11 protein-coding genes, 1 tRNA gene and 3 rRNA genes are annotated in these 20,474 nt (G+C 46.9%); 1 reads left to right on the top strand and 14 read right to left on the bottom strand.

Annotated features, from left to right (window positions below; genetic code table 11):
- Positions 1 to 23: 23 nt before the first annotated feature.
- From MKY28_RS29495 to MKY28_RS29465, 7 genes are all read right to left on the bottom strand, one after another.
- Entirely contained in the window at positions 24 to 548 is a 525-nt protein-coding gene (locus MKY28_RS29495; RefSeq protein ID WP_036607138.1) for a UvrB/UvrC motif-containing protein, read from the bottom strand.
- A 31-nt stretch (positions 549 to 579) separates the two neighbouring features.
- Positions 580 to 1,041 (bottom strand): CtsR family transcriptional regulator, encoded by a 462-nt coding sequence (locus MKY28_RS29490; protein WP_036671579.1) that lies wholly within the window; start codon positions 1,039 to 1,041, stop codon positions 580 to 582.
- A 461-nt stretch (positions 1,042 to 1,502) separates the two neighbouring features.
- Positions 1,503 to 2,678, bottom strand: coding sequence for a GNAT family N-acetyltransferase (locus MKY28_RS29485; protein ID WP_340937746.1), 1,176 nt, complete (start codon positions 2,676 to 2,678; stop codon positions 1,503 to 1,505).
- Positions 2,679 to 2,856: 178 nt separating this feature from the next.
- Positions 2,857 to 2,973 (bottom strand): 5S ribosomal RNA (gene rrf / locus MKY28_RS29480).
- A 143-nt stretch (positions 2,974 to 3,116) separates the two neighbouring features.
- Positions 3,117 to 6,042, bottom strand: a 23S ribosomal RNA gene (locus MKY28_RS29475).
- Between the two features lie 154 nt (positions 6,043 to 6,196).
- A tRNA-Ala gene (locus MKY28_RS29470) sits at positions 6,197 to 6,272 on the bottom strand.
- 108 nt (positions 6,273 to 6,380) lie between these two features.
- Positions 6,381 to 7,933, bottom strand: a 16S ribosomal RNA gene (locus MKY28_RS29465).
- Together the 16S, 23S and 5S rRNA genes with 1 tRNA gene alongside form the textbook arrangement of a ribosomal RNA operon.
- A 711-nt stretch (positions 7,934 to 8,644) precedes the next feature.
- Here MKY28_RS29465 and MKY28_RS29460 point away from each other — a divergent pair.
- Positions 8,645 to 10,018 (top strand): molybdopterin-dependent oxidoreductase, encoded by a 1,374-nt coding sequence (locus tag MKY28_RS29460; protein ID WP_340937745.1) that lies wholly within the window; start codon positions 8,645 to 8,647, stop codon positions 10,016 to 10,018.
- Positions 10,019 to 10,152: 134 nt separating this feature from the next.
- Here MKY28_RS29460 and ligA read toward each other — a convergent pair whose 3' ends face one another.
- The 7 genes from ligA to MKY28_RS29425 form a co-directional block, all read right to left on the bottom strand.
- Complete coding sequence (gene ligA / locus MKY28_RS29455; RefSeq protein WP_340937744.1) at positions 10,153 to 12,174, bottom strand: NAD-dependent DNA ligase LigA; 2,022 nt, start codon at positions 12,172 to 12,174, stop codon at positions 10,153 to 10,155.
- A gap of 287 nt (positions 12,175 to 12,461) precedes the next feature.
- The gene (gene pcrA, locus MKY28_RS29450) at positions 12,462 to 14,816 is read right to left on the bottom strand and encodes a DNA helicase PcrA (protein ID WP_340937743.1); all 2,355 of its coding nucleotides are present in this window, start codon (positions 14,814 to 14,816) and stop codon (positions 12,462 to 12,464) included.
- Positions 14,817 to 15,253: 437 nt separating this feature from the next.
- Positions 15,254 to 15,949: a heptaprenylglyceryl phosphate synthase gene (locus tag MKY28_RS29445; RefSeq protein WP_340937742.1), complete on the bottom strand. Its 696-nt coding sequence runs from the start codon at positions 15,947 to 15,949 to the stop codon at positions 15,254 to 15,256.
- Positions 15,950 to 16,064: 115 nt separating this feature from the next.
- Positions 16,065 to 16,940, bottom strand: coding sequence for a phosphatidylinositol-specific phospholipase C/glycerophosphodiester phosphodiesterase family protein (locus MKY28_RS29440; RefSeq protein WP_339195764.1), 876 nt, complete (start codon positions 16,938 to 16,940; stop codon positions 16,065 to 16,067).
- A gap of 125 nt (positions 16,941 to 17,065) precedes the next feature.
- Positions 17,066 to 18,466, bottom strand: coding sequence for an undecaprenyl-phosphate glucose phosphotransferase (locus MKY28_RS29435; RefSeq protein ID WP_340937741.1), 1,401 nt, complete (start codon positions 18,464 to 18,466; stop codon positions 17,066 to 17,068).
- On the bottom strand, positions 18,463 to 19,452 hold the full coding sequence (locus tag MKY28_RS29430) for a glycosyltransferase family 2 protein (protein WP_083685081.1): 990 nt from the start codon (positions 19,450 to 19,452) through the stop codon (positions 18,463 to 18,465). The genes MKY28_RS29435 and MKY28_RS29430 overlap by 4 nt, the downstream gene beginning before the upstream one ends.
- Positions 19,453 to 19,735: 283 nt before the next feature.
- Positions 19,736 to 20,320 (bottom strand): PglD-related sugar-binding protein, encoded by a 585-nt coding sequence (locus MKY28_RS29425; RefSeq protein WP_076254144.1) that lies wholly within the window; start codon positions 20,318 to 20,320, stop codon positions 19,736 to 19,738.
- Between the last annotated feature and the right edge of the window lie 154 nt (positions 20,321 to 20,474).

The following is a 20,474-nucleotide window of genomic DNA, read 5'->3' as shown; positions in this document are numbered from 1 at the left end:
ATCCCTCCTACTCATGACAAACTTTACTCCTGAGCTATTCCTTTTTCAAGTCCTCTGATCTGGTCACGGATCTGGGCCGCCTCTTCAAATTCCTCTTGCGCGATGCTCTCTTGGAGCTCACGCTTCAGATCAGCGATTTGCCGTTTCACCTTGATGCGACCACCAGCTCGTGCAGGTACTTTGCCTACATGGGACGTATTACCATGAACCCGCTTGAACAAAGGATCCAGACGACTGTCAAAATATTTATAACATGAACTGCAGCCGAACCGGCCTATCTTACTAAATTGTGCGTACGTCATACCACACTCTTCACATTGAAGAGCTTTTGCAGGTGGTGTTCCTGCCGATCCACTTTTGCCGGCTGGATCAAAATCAAGCAATCCGGACAACAAGTTGTGAATGGAAAACCCACCTGCTGTTCCAGGGATCATTTCCCCTTTTTCACGGGCACATGACTCACAAATATGGAATTCCGTCTTCTCTCCATTTACGATCTTCGTAAAATGAAGTGTCGCCGGACGTTTATTGCATTCTTGGCACAGCATATTGATGTACCTCCTTTGACCCCGATAGTTTTCATTTACCGAGCAAAGATATTAACATCGCCTTCAACATTCTGGCACGAATTTGATCCCGGTAAGGAAGTTTGACCAATATAACCTCTCTAGATACAGCAGCTCGCATCAAACCGGCTTCCCGCTTGTTCAAGAAGCGCGCTTCTTCCAATTGATAGATCAGACCTTCGGCAGCTGTCTGCCCGATCTCTTCACCAATACTATGGTGCAAATGATTATGCAGAGCTGATTGGGCCGGTAATTCAATGCGCTGTATGCGAACATAACCACCACCGCCGCGTTTACTCTCTACCAGGTATCCCTTCTCGAGTGTAAAACGTGTGCTGATGACATAATTGATCTGGGAAGGTACACATGAGAATTGATCTGCCAGATCATTACGCTGAATTTCAACCATTCCTTCGGGACTTTCATGCAAAATACTCTTCAGATATCGTTCGATAATATCAGAGATATTACGCATCCAATCATCCTCCACTGTCTGAAACGTTAAGTCAATAAGGACCCACACGCCCCCACAGAGTACACCTTCTCTACCCATTTAACCAATCATGGAAACAGCGAATCTTGCTTCCACAGGTGCCAACAGGAGAGCGAAGGAAGCACGAAGGTCCTTTAACATTCCCTTGATCCTCCGATGAAATGAATCCCGTATATTGGCGATCATGCATCAGATTGTAGAAAGAAAGCTACTTAAGTATTAAACCTTTAGTTGACTTTGACTTTCTTTGACTTTATAACCATTATAGCATATTTTGTGGTTTTGCCAAGTGGGGTCACTATTCATTTTTTACGATTTTACACGAAATATTCCCCAGACACAAAAAAACCTCCCCAAAATTGCTGGAGAAGTCCATTTGTCTTTCAATCACGCCGTATTTCTATATAAGCTAATCAAGTTAAATGGAGCAGTGGGAATAGTCATCAGAAGAAATCGAGCAAATAGGTTTCCCGTTCAGGAATCGCTTGTTCCAAAGCCTTGATTGCTGTGTTCGGTCCGTGAATTCTTCCGATTCGTGCCATTTCCGTTGGTCTGCGATATCCCATGAGCACCGCGGTAAGGGATTGAATATCCACCTTAATGATCTGATCATCAGTAATTGGCTCCGATGTTTTCCATATGGACGCCGTTCCGTTCATTGCCACGTTTAATTGCCATACCCCTTCATTCCATGGAGCGTGGGCATCTTCTACCTGAAGTACAATCTGCACCGGTGAGTCCTGGCTTGCAAAGGGATACTGGGATATAAACTGCTCTACACTAACGATACGCGCCATAAAATAAGGTACAATCTCCTGCTGAATCCGTGGGTTATCCAATTGGAAGGCAAGCGTGTCACTGGCAGGCGCCTGCAACGTAACTTCCTGGATCATGGAATCATGGTTAGCAATGAAGGTCCACAGCCCTAGCCTAGCCTCTTCATTCAGATAGATGATCTCTTTAATGGTAAACTTATTTTCCTTAACCTCATATAAAAGATAACCTTGTGCTGCATCAGCTTCATCGTAATATACAGCCTTCTGGCTGGTCCCATTAACAAGAACTGAATTCTCCCACCTTGCATCATCCCGAACCAGAGTTCCGTTATAACGCTCAGCATACGCACTGTATACTTCCTTTAATATGCTGAGGCCCGGATCCCCACGCCGAATTGTTCCAGGTGTCGCTTTTTTCTGAGGCAAATGAGCTGTAGGTACTTTATAACGTTTAAATTCAACATACGTCTCCCATCCATACTTCCGATAGAAACCAAAAGAGAATGGATGCAAGAATGATATGCTCTGTTTGTTACGATTCATTTCTTCCAACGCATGCTTCAGCAGACCCGCTACCCAGCCTTTGCGTCTATACTCTGGCCAGGTGGCAACACCCGCAATACCGCCCATCTCGAACGATCTGCCATGAATATAGGTTTGAAAAGGAATGATGTGAAGTTTGGCTCCTAGCTGCCCGTCCTCATATACACCCCATATATCCTGTGACGAAAATTGACTCCGCCGTTTTTCTTTCTGTTCTTCACTCATTACTACTTGAAAAGCATATTCGGAGAGTGCCATCGCCGGTTCAAAATCATCTACCGTCAATTTCTGAATTTCCATGTTGTCCTACACCCCATTCGCTAGAGTTATATCAATCCAAATCATGGCCTGATATGTGATATATGTACCCCTTAGAGTGTGTCAGAGGATTCTTACAAAGTCAAATAGGAGATGCTTTCGCATCCCCTAAAATAAACAAATAAAAACCACCACCGAATAACATCGGCAGTGGTTCTTCGCTTGGCGGCGTCCTACTCTCCCAGGACCCTGCGGTCCAAGTACCATCGGCGCTAGAGGGCTTAACGGTCGTGTTCGGGATGGGTACGTGTGGAACCCCTCCGCCATCGCCACCAAACGCGATTTGTCGAAGCATAGCTTCTTAAAATCAGATATGGAACTGAAAATCATACACACGTTCTGTGATGTACCAATTTTCATTTCAGAGATCGTTCTCTGAAAACTAGATTCGAAACGAAACATGCGAATTACAACTTGCTATTGGATAAGCCCTCGACCGATTAGTACTGGTCAGCTCCATGCATTGCTGCACTTCCACCCCCAGCCTATCTACCTCGTCGTCTTCAAGGGGTCTTACATACTGGGAAATCTCATCTTGAGGGGGGCTTCACGCTTAGATGCTTTCAGCGTTTATCCCGTCCGTACATAGCTACCCAGCGGTGCTCCTGGCGGAACAACTGGTACACCAGCGGTACGTCCATCCCGGTCCTCTCGTACTAAGGACAGCTCCTCTCAAATTTCCTACGCCCACGACAGATAGGGACCGAACTGTCTCACGACGTTCTGAACCCAGCTCGCGTACCGCTTTAATGGGCGAACAGCCCAACCCTTGGGACCTACTTCAGCCCCAGGATGCGATGAGCCGACATCGAGGTGCCAAACCTCCCCGTCGATGTGGACTCTTGGGGGAGATAAGCCTGTTATCCCCAGGGTAGCTTTTATCCGTTGAGCGATGGCCCTTCCATGCGGTACCACCGGATCACTAAGCCCGACTTTCGTCCCTGCTCGACTTGTAGGTCTCGCAGTCAAGCTCCCTTATGCCTTTGCACTCTTCGAATGATTTCCAACCATTCTGAGGGAACCTTTGGGCGCCTCCGTTACTCTTTAGGAGGCGACCGCCCCAGTCAAACTGCCCACCTGACACTGTCCCCGCACCGGATTACGGTACCAGGTTAGAACCTAGATACGATCAGGGTGGTATCCCAACGTTGCCTCCACGCAAGCTGGCGCTCACGTTTCAAAGGCTCCCACCTATCCTGTACAGATCGTACCCAAATTCAATATCAAGCTGCAGTAAAGCTCCATGGGGTCTTTCCGTCTTGTCGCGGGTAACCTGCATCTTCACAGGTATTAAAATTTCACCGGATCTCTCGTTGAGACAGCGCCCAAGTCGTTACGCCATTCGTGCGGGTCAGAATTTACCTGACAAGGAATTTCGCTACCTTAGGACCGTTATAGTTACGGCCGCCGTTTACTGGGGCTTCGGTTCACAGCTTCGGATTGCTCCTAACCACTCCCCTTAACCTTCCAGCACCGGGCAGGCGTCAGCCCGTATACTTCGCCTTACGGCTTCGCACAGACCTGTGTTTTTGCTAAACAGTCGCTTGGGCCTTTTCACTGCGGCCCCCTCGTGCTATTCACACTACCGGGGCACCCCTTCTCCCGAAGTTACGGGGTCATTTTGCCGAGTTCCTTAACGAGAGTTCTTCCGCGCGCCTTAGAATACTCTTCTCGCCTACCTGTGTCGGTTTGCGGTACGGGCACCATCACCTGGCTAGAGGCTTTTCTTGGCAGTGTGAGATCATGACCTTCGCTACTATAATTTTCGCTCCCCATCACAGCTCAGCCTTACAATGTGCGGATTTGCCTACACATCAGCCTCACTGCTTAGACGGACATCCATCAGTCCGCGTCACTACCCTACTGCGTCCCCCCATTGCTCATAACGGCTTACGGTGGTACAGGAATTTCGACCTGTTGTCCTTCGACTACGCCTTTCGGCCTCGCCTTAGGTCCCGACTTACCCTGAGCGGACGAGCCTTCCTCAGGAACCCTTAGGCTTTCGGCGGATCAGATTCTCACTGATCTTTTCGTTACTCATACCGGCATTCTCACTTGTATAATGTCCAGCGCTCCTTACGGTACACCTTCAACCCTTATACAACGCTCCCCTACCCCTGATGCAAAGCATCAAGCCATAGCTTCGGTGGTGTGTTTAGCCCCGTTACATTTTCGGCGCAGAGTCACTCGACCAGTGAGCTATTACGCACTCTTTCAATGGTGGCTGCTTCTAAGCCAACATCCTGGTTGTCTGTGCAACTCCACATCCTTTCCCACTTAACACACACTTGGGGACCTTAGCTGATGGTCTGGGCTGTTTCCCTTTTGACAATGGATCTTAGCACTCACTGTCTGACTCCCGGAAGTAAGTCTATGGCATTCGGAGTTTGACTGAGCTTGGTAACCCTTGCGGGCCCCGCACCCAATCAGTGCTCTACCTCCACGACTCTGTTTTCCGAGGCTAGCCCTAAAGCTATTTCGGGGAGAACCAGCTATCTCCGAGTTCGATTGGAATTTCTCCGCTACCCCCACCTCATCCCCGCATTTTTCAACATGCGTGGGTTCGGGCCTCCAGTGCGTGTTACCGCACCTTCACCCTGGACAGGGGTAGATCACCCGGTTTCGGGTCTACGTCCACGTACTCATTCGCCCTATTCAGACTCGCTTTCGCTGCGGCTCCGGCTCTTCACCTTAACCTTGCACGGGAACGTAACTCGCCGGTTCATTCTACAAAAGGCACGCCATCACCCCTAAAACGGGCTCTGACTTTTTGTAAGCACACGGTTTCAGGTTCTATTTCACTCCCCTTCCGGGGTGCTTTTCACCTTTCCCTCACGGTACTGCTTCACTATCGGTCGCTAGGAAGTATTTAGCCTTGGCAGATGGTCCTGCCGGATTCATACGGGGTTTCACGTGCCCCGCACTACTCGGGATCCGTCTCGGAGGGAACCAACTTTCAACTACAGGGCTTTTACCTTCTTTGGCGGGCCTTTCCAGACCTCTTCGCTTAACCGGTTCCTTTGTAACTCCATGTGAGACGTCCCACAACCCCAAAGAGCAAGCTCTCTGGTTTGGGCTTCTCCGCGTTCGCTCGCCGCTACTGACGGAATCACTATTGTTTTCTCTTCCTCAGGGTACTTAGATGTTTCAGTTCCCCTGGTATGCCTCACACTAACCTATGTATTCAGTTAGGTGTAACTGGAAATTACCCCAGCTGGGTTTCCCCATTCGGACACCCCCGGATCAAAGCTTGCTTACAGCTCCCCGAGGCAGTTTCGTTGTTCGCCACGTCCTTCATCGGCTCCTAGCGCCTAGGCATCCTCCGTGTGCTCTTAGTAGCTTAACCATTGCGCTCGTGTTCGAGCTGTCGCTCCAGCAATCTACCTTATAAAAACACTTCACTTGTTTACACAAGATCAGCTTAAAGGAATGTTCTAATTCGCGTTTGTTTCGTTTCGATATCTAGTTTTCAAAGAACAAGCCAAATAGATGAAATTGTTTGGTGGAGCCAAGCGGGATCGAACCGCTGACCTCCTGCTTGCAAGGCAGGCGCTCTCCCAGCTGAGCTATGGCCCCTCAAATTCCATCAAAACTGAACAAATGGATAAGTAACTGTGTTGCTGTTGCAGATTCTAAGAACCTGCTTATTTGAATGTTTCCGTTGCAGGAAACGATTCTCCATAGAAAGGAGGTGATCCAGCCGCACCTTCCGATACGGCTACCTTGTTACGACTTCACCCCAATCATCTATCCCACCTTCGGCGGCTGGCTCCTTGCGGTTACCCCACCGACTTCGGGTGTTATAAACTCTCGTGGTGTGACGGGCGGTGTGTACAAGACCCGGGAACGTATTCACCGCGGCATGCTGATCCGCGATTACTAGCAATTCCGACTTCATGCAGGCGAGTTGCAGCCTGCAATCCGAACTGAGACCGGCTTTGTTGGGATTGGCTCCATCTCGCGATTTCGCAGCCCGTTGTACCGGCCATTGTAGTACGTGTGTAGCCCAGGTCATAAGGGGCATGATGATTTGACGTCATCCCCACCTTCCTCCGGTTTGTCACCGGCAGTCTATCTAGAGTGCCCACCCGAAGTGCTGGCAACTAAATATAAGGGTTGCGCTCGTTGCGGGACTTAACCCAACATCTCACGACACGAGCTGACGACAACCATGCACCACCTGTCTCCTCTGTCCCGAAGGAAAGATACATCTCTGTACCGATCAGAGGGATGTCAAGACCTGGTAAGGTTCTTCGCGTTGCTTCGAATTAAACCACATACTCCACTGCTTGTGCGGGTCCCCGTCAATTCCTTTGAGTTTCAGTCTTGCGACCGTACTCCCCAGGCGGAGTGCTTAATGTGTTAACTTCGGCACCAAGGGTATCGAAACCCCTAACACCTAGCACTCATCGTTTACGGCGTGGACTACCAGGGTATCTAATCCTGTTTGCTCCCCACGCTTTCGCGCCTCAGCGTCAGTTACAGCCCAGAGAGTCGCCTTCGCCACTGGTGTTCCTCCACATATCTACGCATTTCACCGCTACACGTGGAATTCCACTCTCCTCTTCTGCACTCAAGTCACCCAGTTTCCAGTGCGATCCGGGGTTGAGCCCCGGGATTAAACACCAGACTTAAATGACCGCCTGCGCGCGCTTTACGCCCAATAATTCCGGACAACGCTTGCCCCCTACGTATTACCGCGGCTGCTGGCACGTAGTTAGCCGGGGCTTTCTTCTCAGGTACCGTCACCTTGAGAGCAGTTACTCTCCCAAGCGTTCTTCCCTGGCAACAGAGCTTTACGATCCGAAAACCTTCATCACTCACGCGGCATTGCTCCGTCAGGCTTTCGCCCATTGCGGAAGATTCCCTACTGCTGCCTCCCGTAGGAGTCTGGGCCGTGTCTCAGTCCCAGTGTGGCCGATCACCCTCTCAGGTCGGCTACGCATCGTCGCCTTGGTGAGCCGTTACCTCACCAACTAGCTAATGCGCCGCAGGCCCATCCCCAAGTGACAGATTGCTCCGTCTTTCCAGTTCCCTTCAGGCGAAGAAAACAATTATTCGGTATTAGCTACCGTTTCCGGTAGTTGTCCCAAACTTGAGGGCAGGTTGCCTACGTGTTACTCACCCGTCCGCCGCTAACCATCAGAGAAGCAAGCTTCTCTTCAAGTCCGCTCGACTTGCATGTATTAGGCATGCCGCCAGCGTTCGTCCTGAGCCAGGATCAAACTCTCCAATAAAGTATTGAAAAGAGCGATAAGCTCATTTTGAATCTGACGATTCATTGTGAATCAAAAGTTACTATCCATTTGTTCAGTTTTCAAGGAACTTGTATGTCCGTTTATGTTGATGTTTGTCAACCGGACAGGAATATTATCATATCATGTTAACTAACTTACTGTCAACACTTTGTTTTCGTCATCTTTCAAATGATTATGACAATCATTCGTTTGAAGCGACAAGAAATAATATATCACGTAGTGATTTATTTAGCAAGCATTTTTAATCAACCTTTTGATATCATGATATCTTCATCTACGGTGTCTTGTTTCCAACCTGTATTCGACAGATTAGCACATTCTCTAAACAAGTGAAGGGTACCCTTAAAGTGCATTACATATAACAGAAATAACTCAATTCTATAAATACTCCCTTCTATAACCACAATTAATAATGATCTAGATGAGTTTTAGTTAGAGTACCGATCGATATAAATATCCCTGCCCTTCTGATGGTTTGAAGAAAGTGATCCAAAAACTCTATAATAAGGTATATAGATATAGAGATAAGGTTAAGCAGTCAAGTGTACTGCTTTCATAAGTAGCCTATGAACAATCGTATAACCATCTCGCATTGCACCTTTACACAGATCACGTACTCCATTCACAGCTAGCTATTACATATCAAAGTTCTGAATAAACTCATTACTAACCTATATGGGGTGATCGCACTTGAAGCAATGGTTGAAGAACAGACGCAAAGGTTACGGCAAAAAGTTGGTTTCCATCCATGCGTGGAATGCCTGGATTGTTGTGATCCTTGCTATAACAGGTCTTATGCTGGTAGGCGGCTTTTGGCGAGAGATACTCGGAATTGGACGTGTCTGGTTAAAATGGCTACATATCATCGTTGGGCTAGCTATGCTGGCACCCGTAGTATATTACTTAATTTTGGCCGGAAAGCACTGGAAGCAGCTTCGTAATAGACCTTGGCAAAGGGTGAACACCATCTTTGTTCTTGCGCTGCTGGTAGGCTGGCTACTCTCGGGTATTGTATTATGGCAGTTCAAGCTGGCTGGACCTCGATGGTCGAATGCTGCACTTTTGATCCATGACCTGCTGACTTGGGTGGGCCTACCTTATATTATCTATCACTCCATCACTCGGACCAAATGGTTAAAGGATCCTGCACGTCGTGCGGTTAAAACCACTACAACTTCAACACGAACTCAAAATACAGCTGACCCATCTGATTCAATATCGGATGAAAAAGAAACTCCGGCTGCTATATCTTCTTCCCAGTTTGATCGCAGTTCCGAGAGAGATCCCCTCAAATCAGAGGAGCGACCTCAACCGTTGTATACACGACGAGCTTTCATCCGTTCTGCTGTGGGGGTTGGCCTCGCCGTGACTCTTGGTCCTACTTTTATATCCTGGGTAGGACGAAATCTCAAGATCGATAACAGTATTGATAGCATGCTGGAAAACGACCCTAACCGTATGGTTCCTCTACCACAACCGCTGTCTGCCTCTTCACCTCCCATTGGAGGCGGAGCTGAAGGTCATTTCCGCGTATATACGGTTACGCCTATACCGTCCTTCTCCAATGCTAACTGGTTTTTCCGAATTGATGGACTGGTTGAACGGGCACAGGTTTGGAATTGGGAACAATTCGTGAAGCTGACGCGCACCGTACAGGTTAGTGATTTTCACTGTGTAACGGGCTGGTCTGTATATAAGAATACCTGGGAAGGTATCTCTCTTGCACAGCTTTTGAAACAAGCCGGGGTCAAACCGGAAGCTCACAGTGTGAAATTTTATTCCGGTGATGGTGTGTATACGGATGCCATTACGATGGATCAAGCGCAAATGGAAGATATTATGGTCGCTGTCATGCATGATGGCAAACCCATCCCGGCTGATCTTGGCGGTCCGGTGCGGCTTGTTATTCCTCAGATGTATGCCTATAAATCGGTAAAATGGTTAAATCGTATTGAACTCATCGACAGCGAACATATCGGTTACTGGGAAGAACGAGGATATGATAAGGATGCATGGCTTACAGGCGCATCTCAGCGCATCCCTAACAATTTAAGTGGATCATGATGAGATAAGATAAGATTGGTGAGCGTTCTTTCGTTGTGAAAATAATTCAATAAATAGCAAAAGCCCCCGATCACATATTCGTGTCTTCGGGGGCTTTTTTTCTTTTTCCTCATTATGAACTCTCTGATTACACTTTAACCCTGTGGGTTCAAAAGACGTACAAGTTCGTCCTCATCCTCAATCGTAGGAATGCCAAGATCATGGGCTTTGGTTAGTTTACTACCTGCCTTCTCTCCGGCAATAACCAAATCTGTCTTTTTCGACACACTGCCAGTCACCTTCGCTCCGAGCGCTTCCAGTCTTTGCGTTGCCTCTTCCCGCGTCAATTGATGCAGCGTTCCGGTCAAGACGACCGTTTTACCACTGAAGAAGGAATCTTCCACAACAGCAACGGCTGGTGCCTCAGGTGCCTGAGCTTTCACACCTAAGTTGAGCATTTTCTCAATTGCAGCCTGTGTAAACGGATCTGCAAAAAAGTTTACGATGCTCTCTGCCACAATACCACCGACGTCGGGTAGTTCAACCAGTTCTTCCACAGTTGCATTCATAATGGCGTGCAGATCTCGATAATGATCAGCGAGCATGCGCGTTGTCGATTTACCTGTGTTCGGAATACCCAGTGAGTATAAGAAGGAAGCCAAGTCTCTATCTTTACTAAGCTCAAGCGCAGCGATAAGGTTGTTCGCTTTCTTTTCCCCAAACCGCTCCAGCTTCACCAGATCATCAAACTGTAACGTATACAGATCGGCAGGCTCACGTACGTTCAATTCATCATACAACTGAATCGCTGTTTTCTCACTGAACGTCTCGATGTCCATAGCATCACGGGAAGCAAAATGGGAAATACGTGCCACCGTTTGTGGTTTACACGCAAGTCTATTGTTACAGAACAGATGCGCTCCGCGTTGCTCCAGTGGGAATCCACATGCTGGACACTGCTCAGGGAAGACGATCTCCTCACCATCACTCTCCTCCGTCACTTTACCCAGAATCTCAGGAATGACGTCGTTGGAGCGACGGATAAAGACCCGTGTGCCCAGAGCAAACTTCAGATTTTTGCGCTCAATATCGCCGACATTGTTCAGAGTACAGTTCTGTACCGTTACCCCGGCAAGTTCAACCGGTTCCACGCGTGCCAGCGGAGTTACTTTGCCAGTACGACCCACATTCCATACCACAGCGTTAAGAACCGTCGTGGTCTCTTCTGCCTCGAATTTGTATGCCACCGCCCAGCGAGGGAATTTATCGGTATAACCCAGCACTTCGCGGGTGCGCATGTCCGTAATTTTGATAACAGCTCCATCGATCAGATAGTCCAGCTGACCCCGGTTCTCCTGAATCGCAGCCAATTGTTCCATCACATCATCAAACTCATGGAAATAAGTAATCGATGGATTCACTTTGAAGCGGTTCTCACGCAGGAAGTCCATCATCTGCTGATGATTGGCAAACTGAATGTCATCCGAATAACCTACGTTATAAAAGTAAGCATTTAGCCGACGCTCAGCCGTCGCCTTCGGATTCAAGTTACGCAGCGCTCCTGCTGCTGCATTCCGCGCATTCTTGAGTGGCTCTGCCGCCGTCTCATTATATCGTTCCAAGACAGACAGATTCATGATACCTTCACCTTGTACTTCAATTGTACCGCTTGTATAAGGAATTTTTAGCGGAACGGATCGGATCGTTCTCACCTGTGCCAAGATCCCTTCGCCTACGGTACCGTTCCCTCGTGTAGAGGCTTGCACTAACTCACCGTTGGTGTACGTCAGGTTCAGCGTCAATCCGTCAAACTTTAACTCAATGACATAACCTGGTTCCGGTAAAGGCGTATCGGGATTTTTACTGTTATAGTCATTAATCAGTTTCAGTACACGGGTATTCCAGCTGCGCAGCTGCTCAATATTCTGTGCTTTGTCCAGACTCCATAAGGAGGATAAGTGGCGATGTGGGGTAAACCCCTTGAGCAGTTCGCCGCCCACACGCTGTGTTGGAGAATCAGGCAGAACCATGCCGCTTTCCTGTTCCAGCGTAACCAGTTCATCGTACAGAAGATCATACTCCTTATCGCTGATCTGTGGCTGATCCATCGTGTAGTACTGATAATTATGCTGGTTCAGCTCGGTAACAAGTTGCTCCATCCGGTGCATCGGGTCCATACAGGGCCATCCCTCCGTTAATTTGATCTATATATGTAGAACGAATACTCCTATTGCACGTGAACTCCGATAACAGAATAACGTTCCATCGTTGATATCACTACATAATTTCAATGAATGAATATCCACACTGACACTCCGATAACAGAATAACTTTCTGATCGCTGTTATCCCCGGACTTCTTTTAATCCATTTTAAAAGGTGGAAATCCGGGGATAAAGGCGAACGCTATGCTTCTTCAAGTTATTTCTGCTCTCTCTGTTATCGTGCAAAAGGAGGTTTCGTTCTTATTCTACTTTCGTAATTGGGGCAAATCCGGCAAGCAAACGTTTCACACCCACCGGAGCCGGGAAGGCAATCTGCAGTTCGGTATCATTACCTGTCCCTTTGACCGCAACAATGGTGCCTGTCCCCCATTTGCCATGCTGCACTTTATCTCCTGCCTTGAATCCTGCTTCACCATCAGAAGCTACCGGCTTGGAAGCAGAGGATGGCGTAGAATATGTTGGGCGGGAGACACTTGTGGTCACACGCGAAGTTGGCGTGGATGAGGTAGCAGATGAACCGCTTTTACTTTGGTGATCGAACAGCTTGGTGCCACCACCGAAGTTACTTCCTCCACTAGAGCCTAACCCACGTCCACCATATGAGCCTCCTCCGCTACTGCCACGGCGGTAACGATCACGAGCCATGGAGGTGTCTTCCTTCAGCTCATCCGGAATTTCATCCAGGAAGCGGGAAGGCGGGTTCGCTGTTGTACGTCCAAACAACGTCCGCATCTGTGCACAAGACAGGAAAAGTTGCTCTTCCGCACGGGTGATCCCTACATAAGCAAGTCGGCGTTCTTCCTCCAGCTCTTCATTGTCCATAAAGGCACGGCTATGCGGGAAGACTCCTTCCTCCATACCTACGATAAAGACAACCGGGAACTCCAGACCTTTGGCGCTGTGCATGGTCATCAGGGTAACCGCGTCGCTCTGATCCTCTTCATCATCGTTCATGCTGTCGATGTCAGCAATCAATGCAAGATCGGTGAGGAACGACACGAGCGTTTTATCTTCATTATTTTTCTCAAATTCCATCGTTACCGACAGGAACTCTTCAATGTTCTCCAGCCGTGCACGGGATTCGAGTGTGTTTTCATTTTGCATCTCAAGACGGTATTGGCTCATCTCAAGAATCTTCTCGGTCAATTCAGTTACAGACAGATACTCTACCATCTGATGCAACGCAGCGATCATGTCATAGAACTCCACCAGCGCATTCCGCGTACGACCAGCAAAACCAAGATCATCTACGACCTGAAGCACACGGAAAATAGAAATTCCACGCTCCCCTGCCGCAGCCGCGAGCTTCGCTACTGTTGTATCACCAATGCTACGTTTTGGTACATTAATGATCCGTGTAAGACTGATATCATCGTCGGGGTTGGATAACAGGCGCAGATACGCCAGAATGTCCTTGATCTCTTTACGATCATAGAACTTGATGCCGCCGACAATCTGATACGGAATATCAGACTTGATCAGAATTTCCTCTATAACCCGGGACTGAGCGTTGGTACGGTACAAAATGGCATGGTTCTGATAGGATTTGCCGTTCTTCACATTTTTACTAATCTCAGAGGTAACAAAATACCCCTCATCATGCTCGGAATCCGCACGGTACACCTTGATCTTCGAACCACCCTCTTTGTCCGTCCACAGTTTCTTCGGTTTACGCCCTGTATTCAGGCCGATCACTTCATTCGCTGCATTCAGGATATTGGAAGTTGAACGATAGTTCTGCTCCAGCAAAATCGTACTTGCTTCAGGGTAATCTTTCTCAAAGTTCAGGATATTGCTGATATCCGCCCCACGCCAGCGATAGATCGACTGGTCACTATCCCCTACAACGCAGATGTGATGGTGACTGTCAGCGAGCATGCGGCACAGCATGTACTGTGCACGGTTCGTATCCTGATACTCGTCCACGTGAATGTATTGGAATTTCTTTTGGTAAAAGTCGAGGACTTCCGGCACTTCTTTGAACAGTTGAATGGTCTGCATAATGAGATCGTCGAAATCAAGTGAGTTGTTGGCTCTTAACTTTTTCTGATACATCTTATATACCTTCGCCACAATACCCTCGAAATAGTCTCCCGACTGCTTCTCATATTGCTCCGGACTGATCAGTTCATTCTTGGCCGTGCTCATCATGGATTGAACTGCTTTGGGCTCGAATTTCTTGGTATCGATATTCTGATCTTTCATACAGCTACGAATTACAGATAATTGGTCCGATGAGTCCAAAATACTGAAGTTGGAGGTAAAGCCAATACGTTCAATGTCACGGCGCAAAATACGCACGCACATGGAGTGGAACGTGGATACCCATATGTCGCGGCCTTGGGAGCCACCAACTAGTTGGGATATACGATCTTGCATCTCACGGGCGGCTTTGTTCGTAAATGTAATCGCTAAAATGCCCCACGGGGGTGCCTTCCGTGTTGCAATAAGGTAGGCAATCCGGTGTGTCAGCACCCGCGTCTTGCCGGAGCCGGCTCCGGCCATAATCAGCAGCGGGCCATCCGTCGCCTCGACGGCTTGCCGTTGAGGGGTGTTAAGCCGTGCAACGGCATCATGTATATTTACAGGTTGCATGCATGCATGCTCCTTTCGTTGGTTGGTCGGTATAAATGATCTATCCATTACACTTGAACTTCGATTGCAGCATCATCTTCCGATCGTCGTTATCCCCAGATTTTTTGATTCCCTTTATCGAAAGGGAAAATCCGGTGATAAATACGAACACTTCGTTTCTTCAGATTGCTTCTGCACTCTCCGTTTCTGTGTAAACATAGTCCCTCTATACGAATTTCTTAGTAAAAAAAGAACAAAATCAGGTAATAGAAGTATGCTTAGGATTTAGCTTTCTTACAGAAAGCTTTTAACGAGCATGTCGTTTCTCCAGCTCACTTCTCTCCTCTTCGTTCTCGTGTAAACGACATTACGCTCATATAACTTCTTTAATTAGTAAGGGCAAAGTTCTATTTTAACAGATCATAAGGGGAAAATGGGGGAATGGTAAACTAAACCGATTAAATGGTTCCTTTTACAGCCAACACCGTCTCAAGTGCCTTAGTTAAATCGCTGTACACAATGTTACCTACCACGACAGTATCTGCCACCTGGGCAGCTTGCGTGGCTTTCTCCGGATCATCAATTCCGCCGCCGTAGATAAGGTGTGCCCGATCCAATTGTCTGTGTGTCTCACCAACAAGCTCCATATCTCCGAACGTTCCGCTGTACTCCATGTATACAATTGGAAGATTGAGCAGACGCTCCGCAGCCTGGGCGTATGCCACCGCAGCTCCTGTCGTAAGATCCGTATCTGCACCAGTCAACCGTGCTACCGTGGAGTTTGCATTCAGGACGATATAACCCTCAGCAATAAGCAGATCCCAAGGAATAAGATAACCATAACGCTCTATGGCTTGCTGGTGGTGCCCAATCATCCATTTGCTGTCCGTTGCATTCAGGACCATTGGGATCAAATAGCCATCAAAGCCGGGAACAACAGCCTCTAGGTCGGATACTTCAAGCACGCATGGCAACTCATAACGACGCACACGGGACATCAGGTCTACCGTGTTATCATAGGTAATTCCGGAAGATCCGCCGACGATAATTGCATCGGTCCCCGACATGCAGACCAGATCGAGTTCTTCGTCCGTAATCTCCCGGTCCGGGTCAAGCTTAAATACATGTCTCCACTGCTTAATCATGTCTATCAACGAACATTCCTCCAGAGGTTCTTCTGCATCCTAAAAAGCTTGTAAACTAAGTCTAAGTCAGCAGACAGTGAGTGTCAATGTTCGTATAAAAAGGGGAACAGAAAAACATGTATTTTTACGGTTTCCAGGCAAAACGTGTATTCATCTCATCCAGTTCCTGCTCCGTCAGCACGTCCGAGTATACCCCGTACACGCCCCATTTCTCATAGTTAGCCACCTGTTCAGTGTCATTGATAGTATGCACGTAGGTGACTGAGCCTGCACTATTCAGCTTGGCGACGAAATTCTGGTTTACTTTATATTCCGGCATAGTCACGGCATCAATATCATTCTTTTGTACAAAATCAACAACCTGAGCTTCTGTATCCTGTGTGGCATATAACGTATAGATAATGGAAGGGAATGCATAGACTTCTTTCACCGTTTCGAGCATCGGTTCGTTATAGATCTGTACAACCACCCGGTCCAGCACGGATGGATCATGTTCTTTGGCTGCATCCACGAGGGATCTTAACACCTGCTGAATATCCTCATCCTTCTGTTCCTTGGTGTCAGTTACGATATACATATCCGGATACTCGGCCAGTACATCTATAATGCCATCGGCATCCATGGGTTGATACATGCCTAAAATAGGCGTATTCATAAATTCATCATGTGTCAGTGCCCCGGCTTGTTTATCCTCCGGAAGCTCTTCGTCTTGTCCTAGCATTTTGCTCATATTAGCGGTCCATTCATGTCTGGCTACGGCTTTGCGATCCGATGTTAACATAAAGTCGATCTCAAATACACGTGTGCCTTTCTCGTAATTGGCAATCATCGCTTCATAGGCGTTGGTATATGGTTGATCACGAATGCTGCCCATCGCATGGGCGATTAATCTATAAGCGGTAAATCCGTCCCGTTGTTCCTCACTCTCGCTTTCATAGGCGAAAAAGAGTGTGCCCACGGTAACGATCAGTAGTATTAACACGGCGGCAATGCGTTTCATATCACATTCACATCCTCAGTACCTTTTTGTTAGCTAACTACCCGAATTGAGGAGGTGCAAAACAAAATAGCCGCCCGAAGGCGGCTGTTAATTGGTGGTATGCAAGATTAAATGAATAATGAATCTCAATAAGCATTTTTAAGGCCTTTGCGAATAGTCTCCCATATGATTTTGATATCGAATAATAAAGACCAGTTTTCAATATAAAAGATATCTTGTTCAATTCGATCCTCGATTGAGGTATCTCCTCGTAGTCCCTTGCTCTGTGCCAGCCCCGTGATTCCAGGGCGGACATGGTGTTTGATCATATATTTAGGAATTTCATCCCGGAATTGATTCACGTAGTATGGACGTTCTGGCCGAGGACCAACAACACTCATATGGCCTAATAGGACGTTGAAAAATTGAGGTAGCTCATCTAGGCTTGTGCGTCTTATAAAAGTTCCAAAAGCCGTTCGTCGCGGGTCATTCTTGGTGGACCACCCTGTGTCCATTGTGCCCTCAGGAATGACTTTCATCGAGCGGAATTTGAACATCATGAAGTTGCGTCGGTTAAGTCCTACTCGCTCTTGTTTGAAGATGACTGGTCCTGCAGAAGTCAATCTTACTCCTACCGCGACAACGAGCATTACCGGAGAAGTTAACAGAATCGCCACTAGCGAGAACACTATGTCAAAGGTTCGCTTCATCAATCGGTTCACCGCAATATCCAGCGGAATATCACGGACATTAATCATGGGCATACCCGCAAAGTTGTCGAAATGAGGCCGTGCTGGCAAGTAATCAAAGAAATCAGGAATGATTAGTGTCCGGACCCCTGCCTTCTCACACACATTGATAATATGCGAATACTTATCATGAGCATCCAGAGGTAATGCCAGAATGACTTCATCAACAAGATGCATAGACAAGAACTCTTCCAGTTCATCGATTCGGCCAAGAATGGGTTTGTATCTTTTCTGTTCACTCTGATCCCAGTGACGATAATCATCCATAAATCCAGTTACTTCATATCCAAGTTCGGGATAATTTTTAAGGTTGTCATAGAAACGCTTGCCCAGTGATCCAGCACCAAGGATGAGCACAAACTGACGATTGAAGCCTTTTTTACGCAAGCGTTTCAGCTGCACTTTCACTATATAGCGATAGATCAGTGTGAATGATATATTGCCAATCATATACATGGCAAGATATGCACGAGAGATGTTTACTTCCTTGAAAAAGAACATCAGGCTCATTAGCATGAAGAAGGCTATGCCATGAGACTGGACGATTTTCCAAAGTTCGTCTACAAATCGTTTTTTTCGCTTGGCTATATACAGAGAGGACATCAGTCCTGTGATAATGGTAAGAACTGCGTAAACCAAGCTCCACATCATATACTTCTCTATAGGTAGTGGATTTTGGTTCGTTAACAGGTCACTCTCAAATTTCAGCCACCAGGCTAGCAAAAATGAAATCTGAATCACGCCAAAATCAGCCGCAATATACAATTGAGTTAGAAATCGTTGATTACGCCGAATCATGGGTTCACCTCGGAAGATGCTTCATTCTCCGCTCTCATGCGGGTTGCAGTCTGCCCTTGTCGAGAAGGAAGGGACAATTTGCTGCGCAGCAGGGACAAAGTAAATTTGAGAGAGATGCCCACCCACACAGCTGTATTCTTGAGTAGATTGTACTTCTTCGCGTAGTGTTTGCGGTGGAACACCCACATCGCTCTATGAAACTCATACGTTATTTTCAAAGGTTTACGACGAGCACTGCCGCCCTTATAGTGCACAATATATGTACGCGGATAATAAAAAATGCCCCATCCCGCTTCTTTGATGCGATAACACCAGTCAATATCTTCTCCATACATAAAGAACGTCTCATCCAACCCGCCAACCTGCTCAATCGTCTCACGCCGCACTAGCATGAACGCACCGACAAGACAGTCTACAGGATATTCATCATCCGGGCTCAAATGTCCCAGTTGATATTGATTAAACTTCGGCCGATCAGGGAAAAGACGAGAAATACCGAATGCATAATAAAATGAAGCCGATGGTGTAGGAAATCCACGCTTACAAGCCTTATCCAAGGAGCCATCAGGCAGGATGACTTTGCAGCCAGATGCTCCCATCTCAGGATGGCGATCCATGAATCCGATCATCGTTTGCAGCGTATCCAGCTGAACGACCGTGTCCGAATTGAGGAGCAGGATATAGCGTCCTTTGGCTACTTCCATTCCTTGATTATTGGCAACAGCGAAGCCTGTGTTATGGTTATTGGCAATCAATTGTACACTTGGGTAAACCTCACGGATAGCTTCCACTGAGCCATCATGCGAAGCATTATCGATAACAATGATTTCAAGGCGATAGGAGGTGTGAGTAGCATACACTGAAGCCAGACAATCCAGCGTCAGCTGACGGGTGTTGTAGTTGACGATGATGATGCTGGCGTCTGGGGGGTGAACTATGTTGCTGATTTCCGATCCTACCCGCGGAGCACCTATGAATCCAGTCATTGTGTAAAAACTCCTGACATTTTTTGCTGTAACAACAGAATTTGATATTCACGAATCATAAAAATCCTTTTTATGAATTCTAATACTAATACTTATTTATTGAAAGTATAGCATATTATTCTGAAAGAGAGGAAAGGAGATCTATCGCAATTACCACATCATACTAAAATAAACAAACCATTCTCCACTTAATCTTTGAAGGTTGGTCATATTATTAACTCTGCCAACTGAATTTTGATCTAATACGGATTCATGCATGTATCGGATTGCATTAAGGCCTACTTTATTTATTATCTATCCTTTTTTGGTAATATGTTGTTCCTGCTTTAATAAAGGAATTGTCTTCTATAGTGTTTCCGTTAATAATTATAGAGGAGGCCCCTAAGAAACAATTACTACCCACATGAACAAACCCGCAAATGTTTACTCCTGGTGAAAAGAAACTATTATCCCCAATTGTTGAATCGTGATTTATGATTACACCTGGCCAAATAAAGTTCGCTTCCCCCAACTGAACATTGAAATCTACAACTGAACCAACAGAAATTATGGTTCCCCTTCCAATACTAGCTGATTTACTGACATATGCTCTAGGGTGAATCAGCGATACCACTTCGTAACCCTGATTGATGATTTTCTCGTATACATCCCACCTGGCTGCCAAATTGTTGTATCCAATGGCTATTGCAATTTCATATTCATTTGGACTATATTTTTTGATAACATCCTCAAAAGAGCCGAGAACTTCCGTCCCTCCATTGAAATCATCAATAAATCCAATAAAATTATGCCCGCACTCCAGAACGAGTTCTCTAACATAACAGGCAAAACTTTGTGAACCATAAATAATCACATTTTTTTCCTTCATCAACTTCCACCACCTCAGTAAATCCCATAACATATTGGCATATTATTAATTTCATACGTGGTCCTTACCACATTAAAAATAAGGTGCATAAGATATATTGTTTTTAACAGCTTGCTTACGCCATTTGCCCAATCTACACGGCCTTCCAAACACT

The organism is Paenibacillus sp. FSL R5-0473 (genome assembly GCF_038004565.1).
Classification (GTDB): Bacteria; Bacillota; Bacilli; order Paenibacillales; family Paenibacillaceae; genus Paenibacillus; species Paenibacillus amylolyticus.
This window is presented reverse-complemented; position numbering and strand designations above follow the sequence as displayed.

What these genes read in the sequence shown, in the direction of transcription:
- pcrA (WP_340937743.1), bottom strand. Translation starts at nt 14,816, where the DNA reads ATGCAACCTGTAAATATACATGATGCCGTTGCACGGCTTAACACCCCT.
- MKY28_RS29440 (WP_339195764.1), bottom strand. Translation starts at nt 16,940, where the DNA reads ATGAAACGCATTGCCGCCGTGTTAATACTACTGATCGTTACCGTGGGC.
- MKY28_RS29435 (WP_340937741.1), bottom strand. Translation starts at nt 18,466, where the DNA reads ATGATTCGGCGTAATCAACGATTTCTAACTCAATTGTATATTGCGGCT.
- ligA (WP_340937744.1), bottom strand. Translation starts at nt 12,174, where the DNA reads ATGGACCCGATGCACCGGATGGAGCAACTTGTTACCGAGCTGAACCAG.
- MKY28_RS29495 (WP_036607138.1), bottom strand. Translation starts at nt 548, where the DNA reads ATGCTGTGCCAAGAATGCAATAAACGTCCGGCGACACTTCATTTTACG.
- MKY28_RS29425 (WP_076254144.1), bottom strand. Translation starts at nt 20,320, where the DNA reads ATGAAGGAAAAAAATGTGATTATTTATGGTTCACAAAGTTTTGCCTGT.
- MKY28_RS29485 (WP_340937746.1), bottom strand. Translation starts at nt 2,678, where the DNA reads ATGGAAATTCAGAAATTGACGGTAGATGATTTTGAACCGGCGATGGCA.
- MKY28_RS29490 (WP_036671579.1), bottom strand. Translation starts at nt 1,041, where the DNA reads ATGCGTAATATCTCTGATATTATCGAACGATATCTGAAGAGTATTTTG.
- MKY28_RS29430 (WP_083685081.1), bottom strand. Translation starts at nt 19,452, where the DNA reads ATGACTGGATTCATAGGTGCTCCGCGGGTAGGATCGGAAATCAGCAAC.